This window comes from Microbacterium sp. TS-1 (assembly GCF_000509385.1).
Lineage (GTDB): Bacteria > Actinomycetota > Actinomycetes > Actinomycetales > Microbacteriaceae > Microbacterium > Microbacterium arborescens.
Genome location: NZ_BASQ01000002.1, coordinates 158,884 through 176,913 on the forward strand (window position 1 = coordinate 158,884; position 18,030 = coordinate 176,913).

Annotated in this window: 16 protein-coding genes and 1 pseudogene; 7 read left to right on the top strand and 10 right to left on the bottom strand. The window is 70.2% G+C overall.

What is annotated here, in order from left to right; genetic code table 11:
- Positions 1 to 87 precede the first annotated feature (87 nt).
- Positions 88 to 771, bottom strand: a complete 684-nt coding sequence (locus MTS1_RS13395) for a response regulator transcription factor (protein ID WP_023954869.1) — start codon at positions 769 to 771, stop codon at positions 88 to 90.
- Positions 768 to 1,976, bottom strand: coding sequence for a cell wall metabolism sensor histidine kinase WalK (locus MTS1_RS13400; protein WP_023954871.1), 1,209 nt, complete (start codon positions 1,974 to 1,976; stop codon positions 768 to 770). Before MTS1_RS13400 ends, MTS1_RS13395 begins: the two co-directional genes overlap by 4 nt.
- A 171-nt stretch (positions 1,977 to 2,147) precedes the next feature.
- On the opposite strand from MTS1_RS13400, the gene phoU reads away from it, so the two are divergent.
- Positions 2,148 to 2,834 carry a phosphate signaling complex protein PhoU gene (phoU, locus tag MTS1_RS13405; protein ID WP_023954873.1) on the top strand — a complete coding sequence of 229 codons (687 nt, stop codon included), beginning with the start codon at positions 2,148 to 2,150 and terminating at the stop codon, positions 2,832 to 2,834.
- A 64-nt stretch (positions 2,835 to 2,898) separates the two neighbouring features.
- Here the strand turns inward: phoU and MTS1_RS13410 are convergent, their stop codons facing one another.
- Complete coding sequence (locus MTS1_RS13410; RefSeq protein ID WP_023954875.1) at positions 2,899 to 3,648, bottom strand: phosphoglyceromutase; 750 nt, start codon at positions 3,646 to 3,648, stop codon at positions 2,899 to 2,901.
- Between the two features lie 40 nt (positions 3,649 to 3,688).
- Here MTS1_RS13410 and MTS1_RS13415 point away from each other — a divergent pair, with 40 nt between their 5' ends.
- Entirely contained in the window at positions 3,689 to 4,507 is an 819-nt protein-coding gene (locus MTS1_RS13415; RefSeq protein WP_036305870.1) for a class I SAM-dependent methyltransferase, read from the top strand.
- A gap of 52 nt (positions 4,508 to 4,559) precedes the next feature.
- On the opposite strand, the gene MTS1_RS13420 is transcribed toward MTS1_RS13415, so the two are convergent.
- Both MTS1_RS13420 and MTS1_RS13425 read right to left on the bottom strand, forming a co-directional pair.
- The gene (locus MTS1_RS13420) at positions 4,560 to 5,255 is read right to left on the bottom strand and encodes a HEAT repeat domain-containing protein (protein WP_023954879.1); all 696 of its coding nucleotides are present in this window, start codon (positions 5,253 to 5,255) and stop codon (positions 4,560 to 4,562) included.
- A 74-nt stretch (positions 5,256 to 5,329) separates the two neighbouring features.
- Positions 5,330 to 6,259 carry a LysR family transcriptional regulator gene (locus tag MTS1_RS13425; protein WP_023954881.1) on the bottom strand — a complete coding sequence of 310 codons (930 nt, stop codon included), beginning with the start codon at positions 6,257 to 6,259 and terminating at the stop codon, positions 5,330 to 5,332.
- A 106-nt stretch (positions 6,260 to 6,365) separates the two neighbouring features.
- Here MTS1_RS13425 and MTS1_RS13430 point away from each other — a divergent pair.
- A pseudogene (locus MTS1_RS13430) lies at positions 6,366 to 7,376 on the top strand (MFS transporter); the annotation flags it as partial.
- A 311-nt stretch (positions 7,377 to 7,687) separates the two neighbouring features.
- Positions 7,688 to 9,337 (top strand): amidohydrolase, encoded by a 1,650-nt coding sequence (locus MTS1_RS13435; RefSeq protein WP_023954883.1) that lies wholly within the window; start codon positions 7,688 to 7,690, stop codon positions 9,335 to 9,337.
- Between the two features lie 32 nt (positions 9,338 to 9,369).
- Here the strand turns inward: MTS1_RS13435 and MTS1_RS13440 are convergent, their stop codons facing one another.
- The 5 genes from MTS1_RS13440 to MTS1_RS13465 all read right to left on the bottom strand — a co-directional run bounded on the left by MTS1_RS13440 (position 9,370) and on the right by MTS1_RS13465 (position 13,980).
- On the bottom strand, positions 9,370 to 10,581 hold the full coding sequence (locus MTS1_RS13440) for an alcohol dehydrogenase catalytic domain-containing protein (RefSeq protein ID WP_023954885.1): 1,212 nt from the start codon (positions 10,579 to 10,581) through the stop codon (positions 9,370 to 9,372).
- A gap of 117 nt (positions 10,582 to 10,698) precedes the next feature.
- Complete coding sequence (locus MTS1_RS13445) at positions 10,699 to 11,817, bottom strand: FUSC family protein (RefSeq protein ID WP_023954887.1); 1,119 nt, start codon at positions 11,815 to 11,817, stop codon at positions 10,699 to 10,701.
- 1 nt (position 11,818) lies between these two features.
- Entirely contained in the window at positions 11,819 to 12,907 is a 1,089-nt protein-coding gene (locus MTS1_RS13450) for a folate-binding protein YgfZ (RefSeq protein WP_023954889.1), read from the bottom strand.
- Positions 12,907 to 13,512, bottom strand: coding sequence for an FABP family protein (locus MTS1_RS13455; RefSeq protein WP_023954891.1), 606 nt, complete (start codon positions 13,510 to 13,512; stop codon positions 12,907 to 12,909). The genes MTS1_RS13450 and MTS1_RS13455 overlap by 1 nt, the downstream gene beginning before the upstream one ends.
- 177 nt (positions 13,513 to 13,689) lie before the next feature.
- On the bottom strand, positions 13,690 to 13,980 hold the full coding sequence (locus MTS1_RS13465) for a hypothetical protein (RefSeq protein WP_036306055.1): 291 nt from the start codon (positions 13,978 to 13,980) through the stop codon (positions 13,690 to 13,692).
- A 108-nt stretch (positions 13,981 to 14,088) separates the two neighbouring features.
- Here MTS1_RS13465 and MTS1_RS13470 point away from each other — a divergent pair, with 108 nt between their 5' ends.
- Genes MTS1_RS13470 through MTS1_RS13480 form a run of 3 tightly spaced genes read left to right on the top strand, consistent with a single transcriptional unit; the run spans position 14,089 to position 17,941 of the window.
- Positions 14,089 to 14,787 (top strand): response regulator transcription factor, encoded by a 699-nt coding sequence (locus tag MTS1_RS13470; RefSeq protein ID WP_023954895.1) that lies wholly within the window; start codon positions 14,089 to 14,091, stop codon positions 14,785 to 14,787.
- 50 nt (positions 14,788 to 14,837) lie between these two features.
- Positions 14,838 to 17,006, top strand: coding sequence for an RNA degradosome polyphosphate kinase (locus MTS1_RS13475; protein ID WP_023954897.1), 2,169 nt, complete (start codon positions 14,838 to 14,840; stop codon positions 17,004 to 17,006).
- On the top strand, positions 17,003 to 17,941 hold the full coding sequence (locus MTS1_RS13480) for an NUDIX domain-containing protein (protein WP_023954899.1): 939 nt from the start codon (positions 17,003 to 17,005) through the stop codon (positions 17,939 to 17,941). The genes MTS1_RS13475 and MTS1_RS13480 overlap by 4 nt, the downstream gene beginning before the upstream one ends.
- The last annotated feature ends 89 nt before the right edge of the window (positions 17,942 to 18,030 follow it).

Here is an 18,030-nt window from a genome sequence, read left to right on the forward strand (position 1 = left end):
CGACGCATCTGACGTGATGAGGGGCCCGGCGACGATCGCCGGGCCCCTCATCACGTCTTCGCGGCTTCCTCCTCGCCGTGAGCGAGCTCAGCCCTCGAAGCGATAGCCGAGTCCGCGCACGGTGAGCAGCATCGACGGCCGGCCCGGGTCGGCCTCGATGCGGGAGCGGATGCGCTTGATGTGCACATCGAGGGTCTTCGTGTCGCCGAAGTAGTCGCTCCCCCACACGCGGTCGATGAGCTGACCGCGTGTCATCACCCGGCCTGCGTTACGCATCAGGACCTCGAGCAGCTCGAACTCCTTCAGCGGCATGTTGATCTCGCCGCCGTCGACGGCCACCGTGTGTCGGTCGAGATCGATCGTCACACGGCCACCGGCGAGCACGCGCTCGTCGACGTCGACCTCGGCCGTCGCGGCCCGCCGCAGCACAGCCCTCATGCGAGCGAGCAGCTCGCGCGACGAGTACGGCTTGGTGACGTAGTCGTCGGCGCCGAGCTCGAGCCCGACCACGATGTCGACTTCGGAGTCCTTGGCGGTCAGCATGATGATGGGCGTCTTCGACGTCGTCCGGATGATGCGGCACACCTCGGTTCCCGGCATCCCGGGAAGCATCAGGTCGAGCAGCACGATGTCGGCCCCGCGCGACTCGAACGCCTCGAGGGCGGCGGGTCCGTCCTCTGCGATCTCGACCTCGAAGCCCTCCCGTCGCAGCAGGTACGCCAGCGGGTCGGCGAGGTCGGGCTCATCCTCCACGAGCAGGACACGAGTCATGATGGGTCTCCCTTGGGCCGGGCGGGCATCGCCCGGACGATCTTCTTCCTGGTCTTCCTCGGCGCCGCGGCCGCACCATCGGGGGCGGCGATCGCGGGCAGGCGGATCGTGAACGTCGAGCCGCGTCCCGGACGGGACCACAGCTGGACCTCGCCGCCGTGGCGCTGCACGGCGTGCTTGACGATCGAGAGCCCCAGGCCGGTGCCGCCCGTACGGCGCGAGCGGGCGTAGTCGGCGCGATAGAACCGCTCGAATACGCGCTGCTGCTCGCTCTCCGGGATGCCGATGCCGCGATCGGTCACGGCGATCTCGACGGTGTCACCCGTGCCGCGGATGCCGACGCCGACCTGACTGGCGGGCGGCGAGTACACGATGGCGTTCGCGATGAGGTTCCCCACCGCCTCGCTCAGCACCTGCACGTCGCCGCGCACGTACAGCCCGCGATCCCCTCCGCGCACGAGGGCGACGCCCGCCGACTCGGCGGCGATCGCGTGCGTCTCGATGGCCGACGTGACGACCTCGTCGATCGCGACGTCGCGCAGCTCCGTCAGCTCGTCGGAGGACTGCAGGCGCGACAGGCTCATGATGCGCGAGGTCAGGTTCCCGAGCCGCATGGCCTCGGCACTCAGCCGGCTGGCGAACGAGCGCACCTGTTCGGGGTCGTCGGCGGCGGACTCGATCGCCTCGGCGAGCAGGGTGACCGCCCCGACCGGGGTCTTCAGCTCGTGACTCGTGTTCGCCACGAAGTCGCGCCGCATCTCCGCGAGCCGTTCGCGCTCGGTGATGTCGCGCACGAGCACGAGGGTGAACCGCGGGGTGATGCTGCTCGCGCGCGCGACGATCAGTCGCGGCTCCGCCGGAGCCACCCCGCGGCGCAGCCGCAGCGTGCCCGTCTCGGAATGCGCCACGCCGCGCGAAGAGCGCAGCAGCTCGCGCAGCTCGTCACCCGGAACCGTCTCGCCCTCGAACAGGCCGAACAACTCGGCGGACGGCGACGTCGCGACGATGGTGAACGACGCATCGACGATGAGCGCGGCCTCATCGAGGGCGGCCAGCACGTCGCGCGCGCCGGCCGGGAGATCGCCGTCGGCCTGCTCCTGCGCCTGTACGCGGGCGCGCCAGGCCAGGAAGGCCACAGCGCTGATGAGAAGGCCGACGAACACGCCCCCGAGAAGGGCGACCAGCGCGAGCTGCGTCGGATTCATTCCTCCAGATTAGGACGAGGCGCGGGGCCCGCCCATCGCGTCTCGGCCGTTCCTTCTCGGACTCGGGTCTATGTTCATCGGCTCGGCACCGTTCGTTAACCTTGTCGAGCGACAATCGCGTCGCCGTGAGTACGGCGTCGTGCTGTCTCCGCAAGAAGGAAAGGTGCTCCGATGCGCGAAGTCTTCCACCAGTCCCTCGAGGACGTCCAGGCCCGCCTGGTCGAGATCTCCGAGCTGGTGACCGTCGCGATCGAGAAGGCCACGCGTGCATTCGGCACGAGCGACATCACCCTCGCCGAAGAAGTCATCGATGCGGACGCCGTCATCGACGACAAGGCCATCGCGATCGACGAGCTGGCCATCGAGATCCTCGCCCGCCAGCAGCCGGTTGCACGCGACCTGCGCATCGTCGTCTCGGCACTGCGCACCAGCGCGTCGCTCGAGCGGATGGGTGACATCGCCGAGCACATCGCGCAGCTCACCCGCATGCGCTTCCCCGAGCGCGCCATCCCGAAGGGCCTGAAGGGCACCTTCACCAAGATGGGCGAGATCGACGTCGAGGTCGCGCGCACCCTCACCGAGCTGCTTCGCTCGGAAGACCTCGCTCTGGTCGAGACGCTGCGCGCTCTCGACGACCGGCTCGACGACCTCCACCTGAGCGTGTTCGAGAAGGTCCTCAGCGAGAACTGGCAGGGCGAGGCGGCCGCCACCGTCGACGCGACGCTGGCCAGCCGGTACCACGAGCGCTTCGCCGATCACGCCGTCACGGTCGGCAAGCGCGTCGCCTATCTCGCGACGGGCGAATGGCGCCCCGACACCGAGACGATCAACGTCATCGTGAACGACGGCGGTCTCTGACCAGCATCCGGTCGATGACGAAGGGGCGGTGCCGATCGGCACCGCCCCTTCGTACGTCTCGTGCTTACGCCTTGCCCTGGTTGGCCACGGCGGCAGCACCGGCCGCAGCCGCCTCGGGGTCGAGATACTCACCCGGGCCGAGCGGCTTGAGGTTCTCGTCGAGCTTGTAGACCAGCGGGATGCCCGTGGGGATGTTCAGCTCCGCGATGTCGTCGTCGCTGATGCCCTCGAGCTGCTTGACGAGAGCACGCAGCGAGTTGCCGTGAGCGGTCACGAGCACGGTCTTGCCCGCGCGCAGGTCTTCGGCGATGTCGGACTCCCAGTACGGCAGCAGACGGTCGATGACGAGCTTGAGCGACTCGGTGCGAGGCACCTCGCCGTCGATGTCGGCGTAGCGCGGGTCGTTCACCTGGCTGTACTGGTCGTCGTCGGCGAGGGGCGGCGGCGGCACGTCGAACGAACGACGCCACAGCATGAACTGCTCGTTTCCGAACTCCGCGAGGGTCTGCGCCTTGTCCTTGCCCTGCAGCGCACCGTAGTGACGCTCGTTCAGGCGCCACGAGCGCTTGACCGGGATCCACAGGCGGTCGGCCGCGTCGAGAGCGATCTGAGCGGTCTGGATGGCACGGCTGAGGACCGACGTGTAGAGGACGTCGGGCAGCAGGCCCGCCTCGGCGAGCAGCTCACCGCCGCGCTGGGCCTCGGCCTTGCCCTGGTCGGTCAGTCGGACGTCGACCCAGCCGGTGAACTGGTTGGACTTGTTCCACTCGCTCTGCCCGTGGCGGAGGAGGATCAGCGTGTACGGCGCACTCATGCTTCGAGTCTACCGAGCCGGGGCCTGCGATCATGGGGGCATGGCCCCGGGACATATCGGGCAGGCCACCCGTGGTACCACCAACACGAACCGCCTGCGTCGCGTCGATCGCTGGATCGCGCGGCATCCCGTGCTGCGCCGATGCGCCGACCCCCTGGTCATCGACCTCGGCTACGGTGCGAGCGGCGTGACGGCGCTCGAGCTGGAGGCACGGCTGAGGCCCGCCCGCCGGGACGTCGAGGTCCTCGGGCTCGAGATCGACCCCGACCGCGTCGCTCGAGCGCGCTCCCAGCTCGTCGACGTCCGCGCTGGACGCACGCCCTTCGCACCGGATGCCCGCGTCGGGTTCGCGAGGGGCGGGTTCGAGGTGCCCGTCCCGGGTGGACGCAGACCCGCGATCATCCGCGCGTTCAACGTGCTGCGTCAGTACGACGAGTCGGATGTCGCCGATGCGTGGTCCCGGATGGCCTCGCGCCTCGCACCCGACGGAATGCTCGTCGAGGGGACGTGCGACGAGATCGGCCGCGTGAGCACCTGGGTCGAGGTGGGCCCGGATGCCGCGCCCCGCAGCCTCACGATATCGCTCCGACTCGCGGGGCTCGACTCCCCCGCGATCGCGGCCGAACGCCTGCCGAAGGCGCTCATCCACCGCAACGTCGCCGGCGAACGGGTGCACGCGCTGCTGTCGTCACTCGACGACGAGTGGCAGCGGGCCGCGCCGGCATCCGCATTCGGGCCGGTCCAGCGCTGGCGCGCCGCTCTCGGGGCGATGTCCGAGCGCGGGCTCGACCTCGGCGACCGCGCTCGGTGGCGGCTGGGCGAGTTCACGGTGCCGTGGAGCGCCGTCGCGCCCCGCTGACGCTCGCGGGGCGCGCCGTGCGCGGAGTCAGCGCCCGACTCGGGGAGTGGTGTCAGGCGTCGTCGTTCCAGTCCGCGGCATCCCGTCGCGCTGCGGCACGGCGCGCGACCGCGACCGCCGCCTCGTAGCCGTCGTCGGGGTTCGAGACGAGGTGATCCGTCGCAAGCGCGTGCAACCGGACGTTCCATTCCGCCGAGGCCGCCGCGGCGTCGATCGCGTCGCGTCCCGACTCGCCGAGGGTCACGAACGCCCGACTGAGGCTCTGCTGGAGGTCGTCGGGGCCCAGGCCGAAGTGGGCAGCCAGCTCGGAAGCGAGGGCGCCGCGCTCGGCCTCGGGCGCGAGGCCCGCTGCCGTCCGCCAGGCGGTGCGGGCGACGTCGGTGTTCGCGTCATGAAGCAGTTCCCGCGTGATCGCGGGCCACGCCCGCGGGTCGCGGATCTTCGAGAGCGTGTGGAGCGCCTGGGCCCGTGCCCTCGGCAGCGGGGACCCGAGCTCGGGGATGACCCGGTCGAGGGTCGCCTCGCGGTCCTGTCGGGTGAGGGCCCAGGTCAGCGTCTCGCGCACGGTGAAGTCGGGTTCGTGCGCGCACTGCTCGACGAGCACCGGCACGTACTCGGGACGCGGGTAGGTTCCCGCCGCCATGGCGCTGCGGACCCGCTCGGATCCGTTCGGCGACCCGAGCGCACGGCGCAGGAGATCAGCGGCCGTCGGTGTGTCGTCGTCGGTCGCGGTGCTGTCGTTGCTCATGATGGCTCCTCCTCCCCTATCGAACACTCTCGGCGGCCCTCGGGGGCGGATCCGACTGATTTCGCAACGGCGTCTCAGGCCGGAGTCTCCGATCGGCGGCTGCGGCGCGCGGCTTGCCGCGCCCGCCCGCGACCGCGATCGGCGAGGAAGACCGCGAGATCGTCGACGACGGCCTCGATGAGCGGAGCCCGCGGTCCGTCCGCGTCCCATCCCGCGTACAGCTGTGCTTCGAGGCATCCGTCGGCCCCGACGATCGGGACCGTCACCGTGCCCGGGGCCGGGTCGTCCGTCAGCACGGCGACCCCGCGCCCGGCGGCCACGAGCGCGCGCGCGATCGCCGGCTGCCGCACCGTGATGGGGTCGTCGTAGGCGAGGCCGGCCCGACCGACCTCGTGGTCAAGGGCACGTCGCGCCGCGCTGTTGGGCGTCAGCAGCACGAGCGGATGCCGCACGAGCTCGTCGACGCCGACCTCGGCGCGCCGCGCGAGGTCGTGCTCGCGCGGCACGTGAGCCCACACCCGCGCGGCGGACAGTCGGCGCCCACGCCACCCCGGCCGCGGCGTCGTTGTCGAGATGCCAAGGTCGGCGCCTCGCGTGGCGGCCAGGTCGAACACGCGGAACGGGTCTGCGTCATCGCAATCGAGCACCGGCGCGTCCGCTCCGCGTGCGACGAGGTAGGGGGCGATCGCCGACGTGATGGTCGCCGACGGCGCGATGACGTGCAGGATGGCCCGGGTCTGCCCGCTCTCCTGCTTGGTCCGTCCGACGACGTTCTCGGCGAGCGCGAGCAGGTCGGTTACGCGATCGTAAAATCTCGCACCAGCCGGCGTCGGGCGGACCGGCCCATTTCCTCGGACCAGCAGCCGGACGCCGAGCTCATCCTCGAGCCGCTGGATCTGCCGTGACATCGCCGGCTGCGTGATACTGCGGCGACGCGCCCCCGCCGAGATCGAGCCTTCCTCGACGACGGCGGCGAAAGACGCGAAAGCGAACAGGTCGGCCATGCATCGAGAACATACCTCAATGCCCGAATATCATTCGACAACATGGCGGGCTCTCGGGAGCATGGCCGGACGGCGCTGCTGCGTCGAGACGAGAGGACCCGACCCCATGACCGTTTCCGCCCCCGCGCTCCACGATGAGCGCAAAGCCCGCCGCGCCGCCTTCGGCTCGTTCGTCGGCACCTCGATCGAGTGGTACGACTTCTACCTGTTCGGAACCGCAGCCGCTCTCGTGCTGCCGACGGTGTTCTTCCCCGGCGCGGATCCGGCCATCGGACTGCTGGCCTCGTTCGCGACCTTCTGGGCGGGCTTCCTCGCGCGGCCCCTCGGCGGACTCTTCTTCGGCCACATCGGCGACCGTCTCGGACGCAAGAACACGCTCGTCGTCACGCTCATGATCATGGGGGTCGCGACCTTCCTCATCGGGCTCCTCCCCGGGGCCGATACCTGGGGCATGGCCGCGCCGATCCTGCTCATCGTGCTGCGGGCCGCGCAAGGGTTCGCGGTCGGCGGCGAGTGGGGCGGAGCCGTCCTGATGGCCTCGGAGAGCGCGCAGAAGGGGCGGGGCGTGCGGTCGGCGATGTGGGTGCAGCAGGGTTCACCGGTCGGCAGCATCCTTGCCACCGTCGCGTTCCTGCTCGTGGGGCTGCTCGACCAGGAGGCCTTCCTCTCGTGGGGCTGGCGGCTGCCCTTCCTCGCCTCGGCCGTGCTCGTCGCCGTCGGGCTGCTCATCCGCCTCAAGGTCGAGGAGTCGCCCGAGTTCGAGGCGGCTGCGTCGGATGCCGATGTGCCCCGCATTCCGATCAACGAGCTGCTGCGCCATCACTGGGGCACCCTGCTGGTCGGCGTGCTCGCGTGCGGCCTCGGCATCGGCGGCGCCTATTTCACCTCGACGTTCATGCTCTCGTACACGACGACCCAGCTGGGCGTCGACCGTCAGACGATGCTGATGATCCTGCTCGGCACGGTCTTCGTGCAGTTCGCCTGGCAGCCGATCGCGGCGCGCATCGCCGAGCGCGTCGGGACGGCTCGGTTCATGGTGGTCAGCCTCGTCGCGGCGATCGCCATCGCCTTCCCGGCCTTCCTCGTCATCTCCTCGGGCGAACCGCTCGGCATCTTCCTGGTTCTCGCGGCGGTCATGATCCCGACCTCCGGCTACTACGCCGTGCTGGCCGGCTTCCTCGCCCAGGCGTTCCCCGTGCGCATCCGCTACACGGGCATCTCGGCCGCGTACCAGCTGTGCGCCACTCTCATCGGTGGCACGACTCCCCTGCTCGCCCAGCTCGCGCTGAACATCGGCGGCGGGAGCTGGGTCGGGATCGCGGTCTTCTACGTCATCCTCATCGGCATCACCCTCATCGGTGTCGTGGGCGTGACGGTCCGCAGCGGCTTCTCGGCCGCCGCGGAGAAGCGCGAGCGCGAGGTGTCCGCATGAGGCTCGACGCGATCATCGAGAACGGGCGCATCCGCACGGGCGACACCGAGCGCCCGATGGCCTCGCGGATCGGGGTCTTCGCGGGGCGGATCGTCGGGGTCGATGAGGAGATCGACGGCGCCACCGCAGACCGCATGCTCGACCTCGGAGGGGCGCCCGCGGTGCCCGGCTTCCACGACGCGCACCTGCACTTCAGCCTGCACGGACAGAAGCTGCTGCGACTCGACCTGTCGCACACGGCACAACCCGACCTAGACGCCGTCTACGCGGCGATCGCGACAGCCGTGGCTGCCGCTGCTCCCGGGGCGTGGGTGCTCGGGCGCGGACACGACCAGAACAAGCTCGGCCGCCACCCGCACCTGGTAGATCTCGATCGCATCGCGCCCGACAACCCCGTCTACCTCGAACACACCTCGGGACATATGGGCGTCGCCAACAGCGCCGCCTTCCGGGCCATGGGCCTCGACCCCGCCGCACTGCCGCACCACATCGACGGCGGGCTCGTCTCGCGCGACGCCGACGGCCATCCCGACGGCCTGCTTCAAGAGCGGGCGCAGGAGCTCGTCACCGGCGGCTTCCTGCCGGTGACGCTCGAAACCCACCGAGAGGGATCCCGGCTGGCCTCGGCCGATCTCCTGCGATACGGCATCACCACCGTGACCGAGCCCGGCATCGGGGCACCGGGGCAGATCGGGCAGAGCCCCGTCGAGCTGCGCGCCTACCAGGAGGGCATCGAAGCCGGCGACATCCGCCTTCGCCTCAATGCCATGCCCTACATCCGCGTCATGCACGACCTCGGCGCGATCGGCGGCGGCGAGAGCGGATGGGGCCTCGACCTGGGGGCGCGCACCGGCCTGGGCGACGACCGGCTGCGCATCTCCGGGACCAAGGTGCTCAGCGATGGTTCGCTCATCGGACGGACCGCGGCCATGTGCTGCGACTTCAGCGACGACCCGGGCAACCGCGGGTTCCTCGTGTGGGAGGAACCGCAGCTGCACGAGATGATCCGCGACGCGCACCGCAACGGATGGCAGATCGCGACTCATGCCATCGGCGACCGGGCGCTCGATGCGCTGATGGATGCCGTCGACGCCGCGCAGCGGGAGTTTCCGCGCCATGACCCGCGCCACCGCATCGAGCACTGCGGGGTCTCGCGGCCCGATCAGATCGACCGGGTCGTGGCTCTCGGCCTCATCCCGAGCCCGCAGGGTCGGTTCGTCTCGGAAACCGGCGACGGCCTGCTCGCGGCGGTCGGCCCCGAGCGGGCCGACATGGTCTACCGCATGCGGACCTGGCTCGACCGCGGTGTCGTGCTGCCCGGCTCGACGGACGCCCCGATCGTGCACCCCGACCCGATCGCGAGCATCCACGACATGGTCAACCGCCGCACCGCGGCCGGCGTGCCGCTGGCGCCCGCCGAAGCGGTATCCCCCGCACAGGCGCTACGGGCCTATACCTACGGTTCCGCCTACGCCGCGCGCGAAGAGCATGTCAAGGGCACCATTCGCCGCGGGATGCTCGCCGACCTCGCGGTGCTCAGCGACGACCTGCTCGAGGTCGACCCCACGCGCATCTCGTCGATACAGGTGGGCGCGACGATTGTCGGAGGCGAACTCGTGCACGACCGCGGCGCCGTCGTGTCGTGATGGTGCCGCAGCTGCGGTGACGCCCGGCCGGATCAGCCGCCGATGTCGAGGGCGACCTTGATCCAGCCGGGCTCGCGGCGGTCGAAGGCCTCGTACGCGTCGATGACCCCGGCGAGCGTCTCGTGGGCGGTGATGAGGGCCGTGGGGTCGAAGACCCCGGCGGCGACCATGTCGATGAGCGGAGGCGTGACGCTGTGGTGGTCGCAGTTGCCCATCCGGACGGTGAGGTTCTTGTTCATGGCCTGCCCGATCGGATAGACCTCGGCCAGCGGCGAGTACACCCCGATGATCCCGATGCGCCCGTACTTCGCGACCATCTCGACCGCCCACCGAGACGCCTGCGACGGCGCGTCGCCCGGTCGCCAGAGATCACCCTGAGGCGCGATGTCGGGCGCGACCTGCGCGACCTCCTCATCGAATCCCGCCGCGGTGTCGTCATCCGGGGCTGCCGGACCGCGAGCCGGACGCTCGGCGTCCACCCCCACGGCGTCGATGACGCAGTCGGCGCCGATGTCGTTCGTCAGCTCCATGACAGCGGCCACGGGGTCGTCGTCGTTGAAGTCGACCACTTCGGCTCCCAGAGTGCGCGCCTGCTCGAGGCGATCCGCGACGCCGTCGACGACGATGACGCGTCCGGCGCCCTGCTTGAAGGCCGAGACGACCGAGAACTGCCCGACGATCCCCGCTCCGAGCACGACGACGACGTCACCGCGGGAGACCCCCGCGAGCTGCGCGCCGAACCACGCCGTCGGGAAGATGTCCGAGAGCAGGATCGCCTGATCGTCCGAGACCGCGTCCGGCAGCTTCGTCATCGTGTTCTGAGCCCAGGGGATGCGGGCATACTCGGCCTGCAGGCCGTCGACAGGTCCCGTCGCCTCAGGGCCGCCGAAGAACGAGGTGCCGGCGTGCGGCCCGTTCGGGTTGGCGACGTCGCATTGGGCCGTGTGCCCGTCGCGGCAATAGCGGCACGCGCCGCACGACATCGTCGAGTTGATCACGACGCGGTCGCCGGGCTGGAAGCCGCGAACGTGTTCGCCGACCTCGGTCACGACGCCGACGGCCTCGTGTCCGAGGATGGTGCCGTCCCTCATTCCCGACATCGTGCCGCGAATGAAGTGGAGGTCCGTGCCGCAGATCGCACTGCGGGTGATACGGACGATCGCATCGTGCCCGTCCTCGATCCGAGGCTCGTCGACCTCGTCGAGCCTGATGTCGCCGATGCCGTGCCAGACCACTGCCTTCATGCTCGCTCCTCACTCCGGGGGAATGATCACGCTAGAGAACGGAAGGGATGCCGCACGAGGCGGTTGCGTGACATCCCGAGCTGTCATAGCGTCGGCGTTCGACGCGGAGCCCGGCGCTCAGATGCGCGGCATCGTCGCCCGGGCTTCGGCCTGCGGCATCCCCGCCGCCGTGAGCAGATCGACCACGAGGGGACGCAGCGCGGTGATGACGTTCTGATCTCCGAGCGAGGAGCCGGGCGCCAGGCGGGTCGGATCGAGGCGGGTCGCGACGGCGAGCAATGACTCGCGGGCTGCCGGTTCCAGCGCGATGTCATCGATCGACTGGCCCAACAGGTCGGCCGCACGGGCGATCTGGGCGAGGAGGTCGGCGGCGATCGGGCGTGGCTCGCGGTCTTCGAGGGCGTACACGACACGGCGGGCGATGACCCGGAGGTTGCGCGTGGCAAGGTCGAGCGACGCCCGCATGCGGTCCTGGCGTTGCAGCTCCTCGCGCTGGCGCCGGAGGAACGGCGAGATGCGGGCGACGGCGAGCCCGGAGTCCAGCGAGGTCGTCCAGTCGTCGACGAGCGGCTGCAGCGCCCGCGCCTTCTCGAGGCCGCGGTCGGCTCGCACCCTGTCGCCGCGGCGCAGCGCCTGGATCACCGTCGCCGCAGCGCCGTCGAAAGCGGCGAAGAGGGCGCGGCCCGCCCGCGAGACCTCTCGCAGTGGCCGGCGCGGCAACAGGGCCGTCGCGAGCAGCGCGGCGACCGCTCCCACCGACCCGTCGACGAGGCGGAGGAACGGCATGCTTCCGGGGATCGCGATCACGATCACCGATTGGATCGCCGCCGAGATCGCGAAGCTCGGCTGCGCCGAGAGCACCCGAGCGGTGAGCAGCGTCGCGGCAAGAGCCAGGGCCAGCTGCCACGTCCCTGACCCGACGGCGAGCACGATGAGCTCGGAGACGAGCACACCCACCAGCATCCCGATCACGGTCTCGAGCACACGGCGCGGACGAGCATCGCGGACGAGCCCGAGACTCGAGATGGTCACGGTCGCCGCGAGCAGGGGCGACGGATGCCCGAGCACGAGGTGCGCGAATGCGTAGGCCGCGGATGCCGCCACGACGATCTGAACGATCGCGGGAGTCGAGTCGCGCGCGCGCTCGAAGCCCCGGCGCGGGCGCACGCGAGCCCGCCAGCCGGTCGCGATGGGCGCAGTGACGGCGGGCGGCTCGTCGGCACGCTCGGGTGTCACGTCAGGTGCGACGGCTCAGGCGGGGCAGCCGCGGCGGCGCGGCGGTGCGGCCGGCGTCGGGCGGGACGACGACCTCCTGCACCGCGGCGACCGTGTCATCACCGGCGTCGACGATGAGGTCGACATCGATCGGCACCGATCGTTTGACGAGGGCGAGGGCGATCGGCCCCTGCTCGAAGTGGCGCGCGACCGAGGTGACGCGCCCCACCTCCTCGCCCTCGCGGCGCACGATCGCACCGGGTTCGGGGAGCACTGCGTCGCTGCCGTCGAGCTGCAGAGCCACCAGCCGCCGGGGCGGGTGACCGAGGTTGTGCACCTTCGCCACCGTCTCCTGTCCGCGGTAGCAGCCCTTCGACAGGTGCACGGCGGTGCGGAGCCAGTCGACCTCGTGCGGCAGCGTCATGCCGTCGGCCTCGGAGTCCGCACGCGGACGCCACGCGGCGATGCGCAAGGCATCCGCGGCCCACCGTCCGGCGATGCGGCGACGTCCCGCGACGGCCTCGTCGGCGAGCCGGCGGAGCTCCTCGCGGTCGACGATCGCCTCGGCCCAGTCGCGTCCGGCACCGGGATGCCCCTCGCCGGTCGCGTACCCCCACCCGCCGATAGAGACCTCGGGCCACGGGTCGCGCCACACGGCGGACGACGCGAGGCCGGCGACTGCGGATGCCGTTCCGCCGACGACCGCGGTGTCGCCGGAGCGATCGGCGACCTCGACCCGCAACCGGAACCGCATGCGCGTGAGCCAGGTCACAAGCGCCTCGAGCCGCCCGGCGTCGGTGATGAGCCAGGTCGTCTCGCCGTCATCGACGACGGATGCCGCATGCTCCACGTGGCCCTGCGGATCGAGCACGAGCAGTTCGGTGCTGTCTCCGGGGAGCAGCCGCGTCAGTGCCTGCGAGGTGAGCGAGTCGAGCCAGCTGAGCCGGTCGGGACCGGTCACGGTGACGACCGAACGGTCGCCGAGCGGTGCGACGGCGGTGCCGCTGTCGAGCAGCTGCTGCTCGCGCATCGGGTTGCCGATGTGCACGAGGCCGAGGTCGTCGCACACCGCCCCGTCGACGCCGGCGAAGGTCGCGCCGTCGCCCGACATCATTCGGCCTTCGCCAGGCGGGCCGAGGCGTGGGAGGCGAGCTCGCCGCCGAGCGCGGCGATGTCCCAGGCCCACAGCAGGTGCCCGTCGACGAGGCCGTACATGCGCGTGGCGGCCGTGTACTCCTTCGCACCCGCGGTGCGGACGACGGCATCGGTGGCGAGGTCGATGCGCGGACCGCGGACCTGTCCGAGATACAGCTCGCTCACGCCGTCCGAGTGCACGAGCGCGACCTCGAGGTCGAAACCGCCCTCGGCATTGCGGAGCGCCTCGACGTCGTCGACGGTGCGCTCGCGCGCGGGAGCGGATGCCGGCAGCAGTCCCGGTCCGGCGTCTTCGGCTCCGGCGGGTCGTGCGACGCGCCAGTAACCGGTCTCGGCCACGAGCGGCCGAATGCGCGTGCCGCTGTCGTCGATCAGCCAGGCGGTGGCGGAGTAGTTGAGGTAGTCGCCGCCGTCATGGCTGAAGCTCACCTGGTGCACGAACTCGCCGGTGAGATGACCATCGGCCGTCTCGTAGTCGATGACGCCCGAGCCTTCCCAGACTCCGAGCAGCCATGACAGCGGAACGAGGTCCGCCGGCAGATCGGTGGGCAGCTCGAGCACGATGTCAGCGCTGGCCGCGGTAGAGGTTCTTCACGACGACGCCCGAAACGAAGACGATGGCGAGCGACGCCAGTCCGAGCAGGCCCACGTAGAAGATTTCGAGCGCGAGGAGATCCATGCCCCTACTCTATGCCCGCAGGGGCCGTCCGCGCCTGTGACGAGCGGCAACGCCGGCGGTCAGGCTCCGACGAGCGATGAGAGCCCGAACCCGATGCCGATGAACCCCATGACGAAAAGCGCGCCCAGCACGCTCACCGCGACGCGCTCGATGAACCCACGCACCCGGCCCGACGCCAGCTGGACGACGAACGCGAGGATGAGGCAGCCGCCGAGGGCGATCGGCATCCATACCGCCCGCTGGTCGACCGGGGCGAGGATGCCCACCAGGACGGCCGCGACGGCGGCAGCGATCCAGACGGCGACGACTCCGGCGACGGTGCGCGGCGGTGCGAGATCGGGCGTGGTCACCGTCCCATTGTGGCCCACGGTGTCGTCCGACGCGACGCTGCGCACGGGCGGCATCCGGCGAACGCCTAAGATGAGTGCACGTCCCGGCCGCTCCCGGAGGAATCCCCGTTGGCACAGCTTCTCGTCCTGAGTTCCACGCACGGCGGTGGTCTCGCGCTCCCGGCGCTCGAGCTGCTCAGCCATCGGGTCCGTCAGATCCCCGCCGAACCCGCCCAGCTCGTCAACGCGCCCAGCGCCGACGTCGTCTTCATCGACGCGCGCCATGACCTCGTCGGCGCGAAGTCGCTGTGCAAGATCCTGGGCAGCACGGGCATCGACGCACCGCTCGTGCTCATCGTCACCGAGGGCGGCCTCACCGCAGTCTCCACCGACTGGGGCATCGACGACGTCATCCTCGCCGCGGCCGGACCCGCCGAGATCGACGCCCGCATCCGTCTCGCGATCGGACGCGTGAGCAAAGAGGCCGTATCGAGCCGCATCCAGACCTCCGGCATCACGATCGACGAGTCGTCGTACTCGGCGAAGGTCCACGGGCGCCCGCTCGACCTCACGTACAAGGAGTTCCAGCTGCTCCACTTCTTCGCGACGCATCCGTCGCGGGTGTTCACGCGCGAGCAGCTGCTGAGCGAGGTGTGGGGCTACGACTACTTCGGCGGCACGCGTACGGTCGACGTCCACGTGCGACGGCTGCGAGCCAAGCTCGGCGATCTCGAACAGCTGATCGGCACGGTGCGCAACGTCGGCTACCGCTTCAACGTCTACGAGGACGAGCCGGTTCCCGCCGGTGGCGAATCCGCGCAGAGCTGACTCTCCGTCTCGTTCACCGGCAGGACACGCAGGACTGCCATGATGAGGGGATGATCGACACCGAGGCTCTGGACTCCGGTCTGGGCGACGCCGACGACGACGACTTCGACCCCGCCGTCGAAGACGTCGACGCGCAGCTGCCCGACCACCGCTACACCGACCGTGAGATCAGCTGGCTCGCCTTCAATCAGCGCGTGCTCGAGCTCGCCGAGGACCCGACCCTGCCGGTGCTCGAACGGGCCAACTTCCTCGCGATCTTCGCCAGCAACCTCGACGAGTTCTTCATGGTGCGCGTCGCCGGCCTCAAGCGTCGCATCGTCACCGGCCTCGCCGTGCCCACCAACGTCGGACGCGCACCGCAGGAGGTGCTCTCCGACATCTCCGCCGAGGCGCACGCACTGCAGCTGCGCCACTCGAGCGCCTGGGGCGACATGGTCCAGCCCGCTCTGGCTGAGGCGGGCATCGAGATCGTCGGCTGGGACGACCTCGACGAGTCCGAGCGCGGACGTCTGTACGACTACTTCCAGGCGCAGGTGTTCCCCGTCCTCATGCCCCTCGCCGTCGATCCGGCGCACCCCTTCCCCTACATCTCGGGCCTGTCACTGAACCTGGCGATCCGCATCCGCAACGCCAAGACCGGCCGGCAGGAGTTCGCGCGCCTGAAGGTTCCGCCGATGCTCCCCCGGTTCGTCGAGCTCGACACCGGCACCTCGGTCAAGCGCTACCTGCCGCTCGAGGACCTGATCGCCAACAACCTCGAAGACCTTTTTCCCGGCATGGAGATCCTCGAGCACCACACCTTCCGGCTCACGCGCAACGAGGATGTGGTGATCGAGGAGGACGAGACCGAGAACCTGATCCAGGCCCTCGAGGCCGAGCTGCTCCGGCGCCGCTTCGGTCCGCCGATCCGGCTCGAGGTGACCGAGGACATGGACGACGTCACGCTCGACCTGCTGCTCGGCGAGCTCGACATCACCGATCAGGAGGTCTACCGCCTGCCCGGCCTGCTCGACCTGCGCGGACTCTTCGATCTCGCCCGCATCGACCGCCCCGAGCTGCGGTACAAGCCGCACGTCCCCACCACGGCGACCGCCTTCCAGCCCGCCGAGCAGAACGGGCGCACCGACTTCTTCGGCGCGATCCGCGCCGGCGACGTGCTCGTGCACCATCCCTACGAGTCGTTCACCACGAGCGTCGTCGCGTTCCTCGAGCAGGCTGCGCGCGATCCCCATGTGCTCGCCATCAAGCAGACGCTCTACCGCACGTCGGGCGACAGCCCCATCGTGCAGGCGCTCATCGACGCGGCCGAACGGGGCAAGCAGGTGCTCGCCCTCGTCGAGGTGAAGGCCCGCTTCGACGAAGCGGCGAACATCGTCTGGGCGCGCAAGCTCGAGAAGGCCGGCGTGCACGTCGTCTACGGCCTGGTCGGGCTGAAGACGCACTGCAAGCTGCTGCACGTCATCCGCGAAGAGGACGGCGCGCTCCGCAGCTACAGCCATATCGGCACCGGTAACTACAACCCCAAGACGAGCCGCCTCTACGAGGACTTCGGCCTGTTCACGAGCGACGAGCAGGTCGGCCGCGACCTGACGCGACTGTTCAACGAGCTCAGCGGCTACGCGATCGAGAAGAAGTTCAAGCGACTGCTGGTGGCTCCCCTCCACCTGCGGAAGGGCCTGCTGCGTCACATCGACGCCGAACGCCGCAACGCGCTCGACGGCAAGCCCGCCCACATCCGCATCAAGGTCAACTCGATGGTCGACGAGCAGATCATCGACGCCCTCTACCGGGCGAGCCAGGCCGGCGTTCGCGTCGACGTATGGGTCCGCGGCATCTGCTCGCTGCGCACCGACCTGGCGGGAGTGACCGACAACATCACCGTCCGCTCGATCCTCGGGCGGTACCTCGAGCACTCGCGCATCTTCACCTTCCACAACAACGGCGACACGATCGCCTACATCGGCAGCGCCGACATGATGCACCGCAACCTCGACCGCCGCGTCGAGGCGCTCGTGCGCGTCGTCGCGCCCGCCCACGTCAAGGAGCTGACGACGCTGTTCGACCTCGCGATGAGCGACTCGACCAGCTCGTGGCACCTGGGTGACGGCGGTGTGTGGACCCGTCACGCGTTCGACGACGACGGCAAGCCGCTGGTCGACCTCCAGGACCGCACGATGGCGCAGGTGCAGCGACGCCGCCGGGCGCGGGCGGTGCGATGACCGACACCGCGGTGTACGCGGCCGGTGGTGTGGTCTGGCGGTGGGTCGACGGCAAAGTGAAGGTGCTGATCATCCACCGCACCAAGTACCGCGACCTCACGCTGCCCAAGGGCAAGGTCGACCCGGGTGAGATGCTCGCCGAGACCGCCGTGCGCGAGATCCGCGAGGAGACGGGCATCTCGGTCCGACTCGGTCCGCCCGTCGGAGTGTCGAAGTATCACCTGCCGAGCAAGAAGCAGAAGATCGTCCACTACTGGGCGGCCGAGGCGACCGACCTGGCGATCAGGATGTCGACGTTCGTGCCGAACAAAGAGATCGCGGCACTGGAATGGATGGGGCTGAAGAAGGCGCGCAAAGCGCTGAGCTATCCCGTCGACGTCGAGATCCTCGACGAGTTCGTGCGACTCGTCGACGAACGCGCCATCGACACGTTCCCGCTCATCGCCCTGCGCCACGCCAAGGCCGTGGCCCGCGAGGACTGGGACGGCGAGGATGCCGCACGGCCACTGTCGGCACGCGGGAAGAAGCAGGCGCACGCGATCGTGGGCCCGCTCGTCGCGTTCGGCGTCCGTCGGATCATCTCGTCCGACGCGCGGCGCTGCGTGCGCACCGTGACACCGTTGGCGGCGGCGATCAGCAAGCGGATCGACAAGAGTCCGCACCTGTCCCAGGACGCGTGGGAGAACGGACTGGCCGACGTCAGGTCGGTGGTCGGCGACCGGGTGCGCGCCCGCAAGCCGGTCGTGCTCTGCAGCCACGGCCCGGTTCTCCCCGACCTGTTGAACGAGATGGCGCTCGCCACCGGAACGCTGCGCGGCTCGTACCTCGGCAGCGCTTCGGCGCTCGAGACCGGCGCGTTCTCGGTCGTGCACCTGCCGCGTGAGAACCCGGGCTCGGGGATCGTCGCGATCGAAACCCACATGCCGAAGGTGTGATCTCGCTCGCGCCACCACGCCGCGAGGCCCGTCTTTCCGCGGCTCGAGAGCGCCGTTCACCTTCTGTTCACCCCCACAGCGCACTCTCG

Excerpts from the sequence above, each read along its gene's own strand:
- MTS1_RS13395 (WP_023954869.1), bottom strand. The coding sequence starts at position 771 with ATGACTCGTGTCCTGCTCGTGGAGGATGAGCCCGACCTCGCCGACCCG.
- MTS1_RS13400 (WP_023954871.1), bottom strand. The coding sequence starts at position 1,976 with ATGAATCCGACGCAGCTCGCGCTGGTCGCCCTTCTCGGGGGCGTGTTC.
- phoU (WP_023954873.1), top strand. The coding sequence starts at position 2,148 with ATGCGCGAAGTCTTCCACCAGTCCCTCGAGGACGTCCAGGCCCGCCTG.
- MTS1_RS13410 (WP_023954875.1), bottom strand. The coding sequence starts at position 3,648 with ATGAGTGCGCCGTACACGCTGATCCTCCTCCGCCACGGGCAGAGCGAG.
- MTS1_RS13415 (WP_036305870.1), top strand. The coding sequence starts at position 3,689 with ATGGCCCCGGGACATATCGGGCAGGCCACCCGTGGTACCACCAACACG.
- MTS1_RS13420 (WP_023954879.1), bottom strand. The coding sequence starts at position 5,255 with ATGAGCAACGACAGCACCGCGACCGACGACGACACACCGACGGCCGCT.
- MTS1_RS13425 (WP_023954881.1), bottom strand. The coding sequence starts at position 6,259 with ATGGCCGACCTGTTCGCTTTCGCGTCTTTCGCCGCCGTCGTCGAGGAA.
- MTS1_RS13435 (WP_023954883.1), top strand. The coding sequence starts at position 7,688 with ATGAGGCTCGACGCGATCATCGAGAACGGGCGCATCCGCACGGGCGAC.
- MTS1_RS13440 (WP_023954885.1), bottom strand. The coding sequence starts at position 10,581 with ATGAAGGCAGTGGTCTGGCACGGCATCGGCGACATCAGGCTCGACGAG.
- MTS1_RS13450 (WP_023954889.1), bottom strand. The coding sequence starts at position 12,907 with ATGTCGGGCGACGGCGCGACCTTCGCCGGCGTCGACGGGGCGGTGTGC.
- MTS1_RS13475 (WP_023954897.1), top strand. The coding sequence starts at position 14,838 with ATGATCGACACCGAGGCTCTGGACTCCGGTCTGGGCGACGCCGACGAC.
- MTS1_RS13480 (WP_023954899.1), top strand. The coding sequence starts at position 17,003 with ATGACCGACACCGCGGTGTACGCGGCCGGTGGTGTGGTCTGGCGGTGG.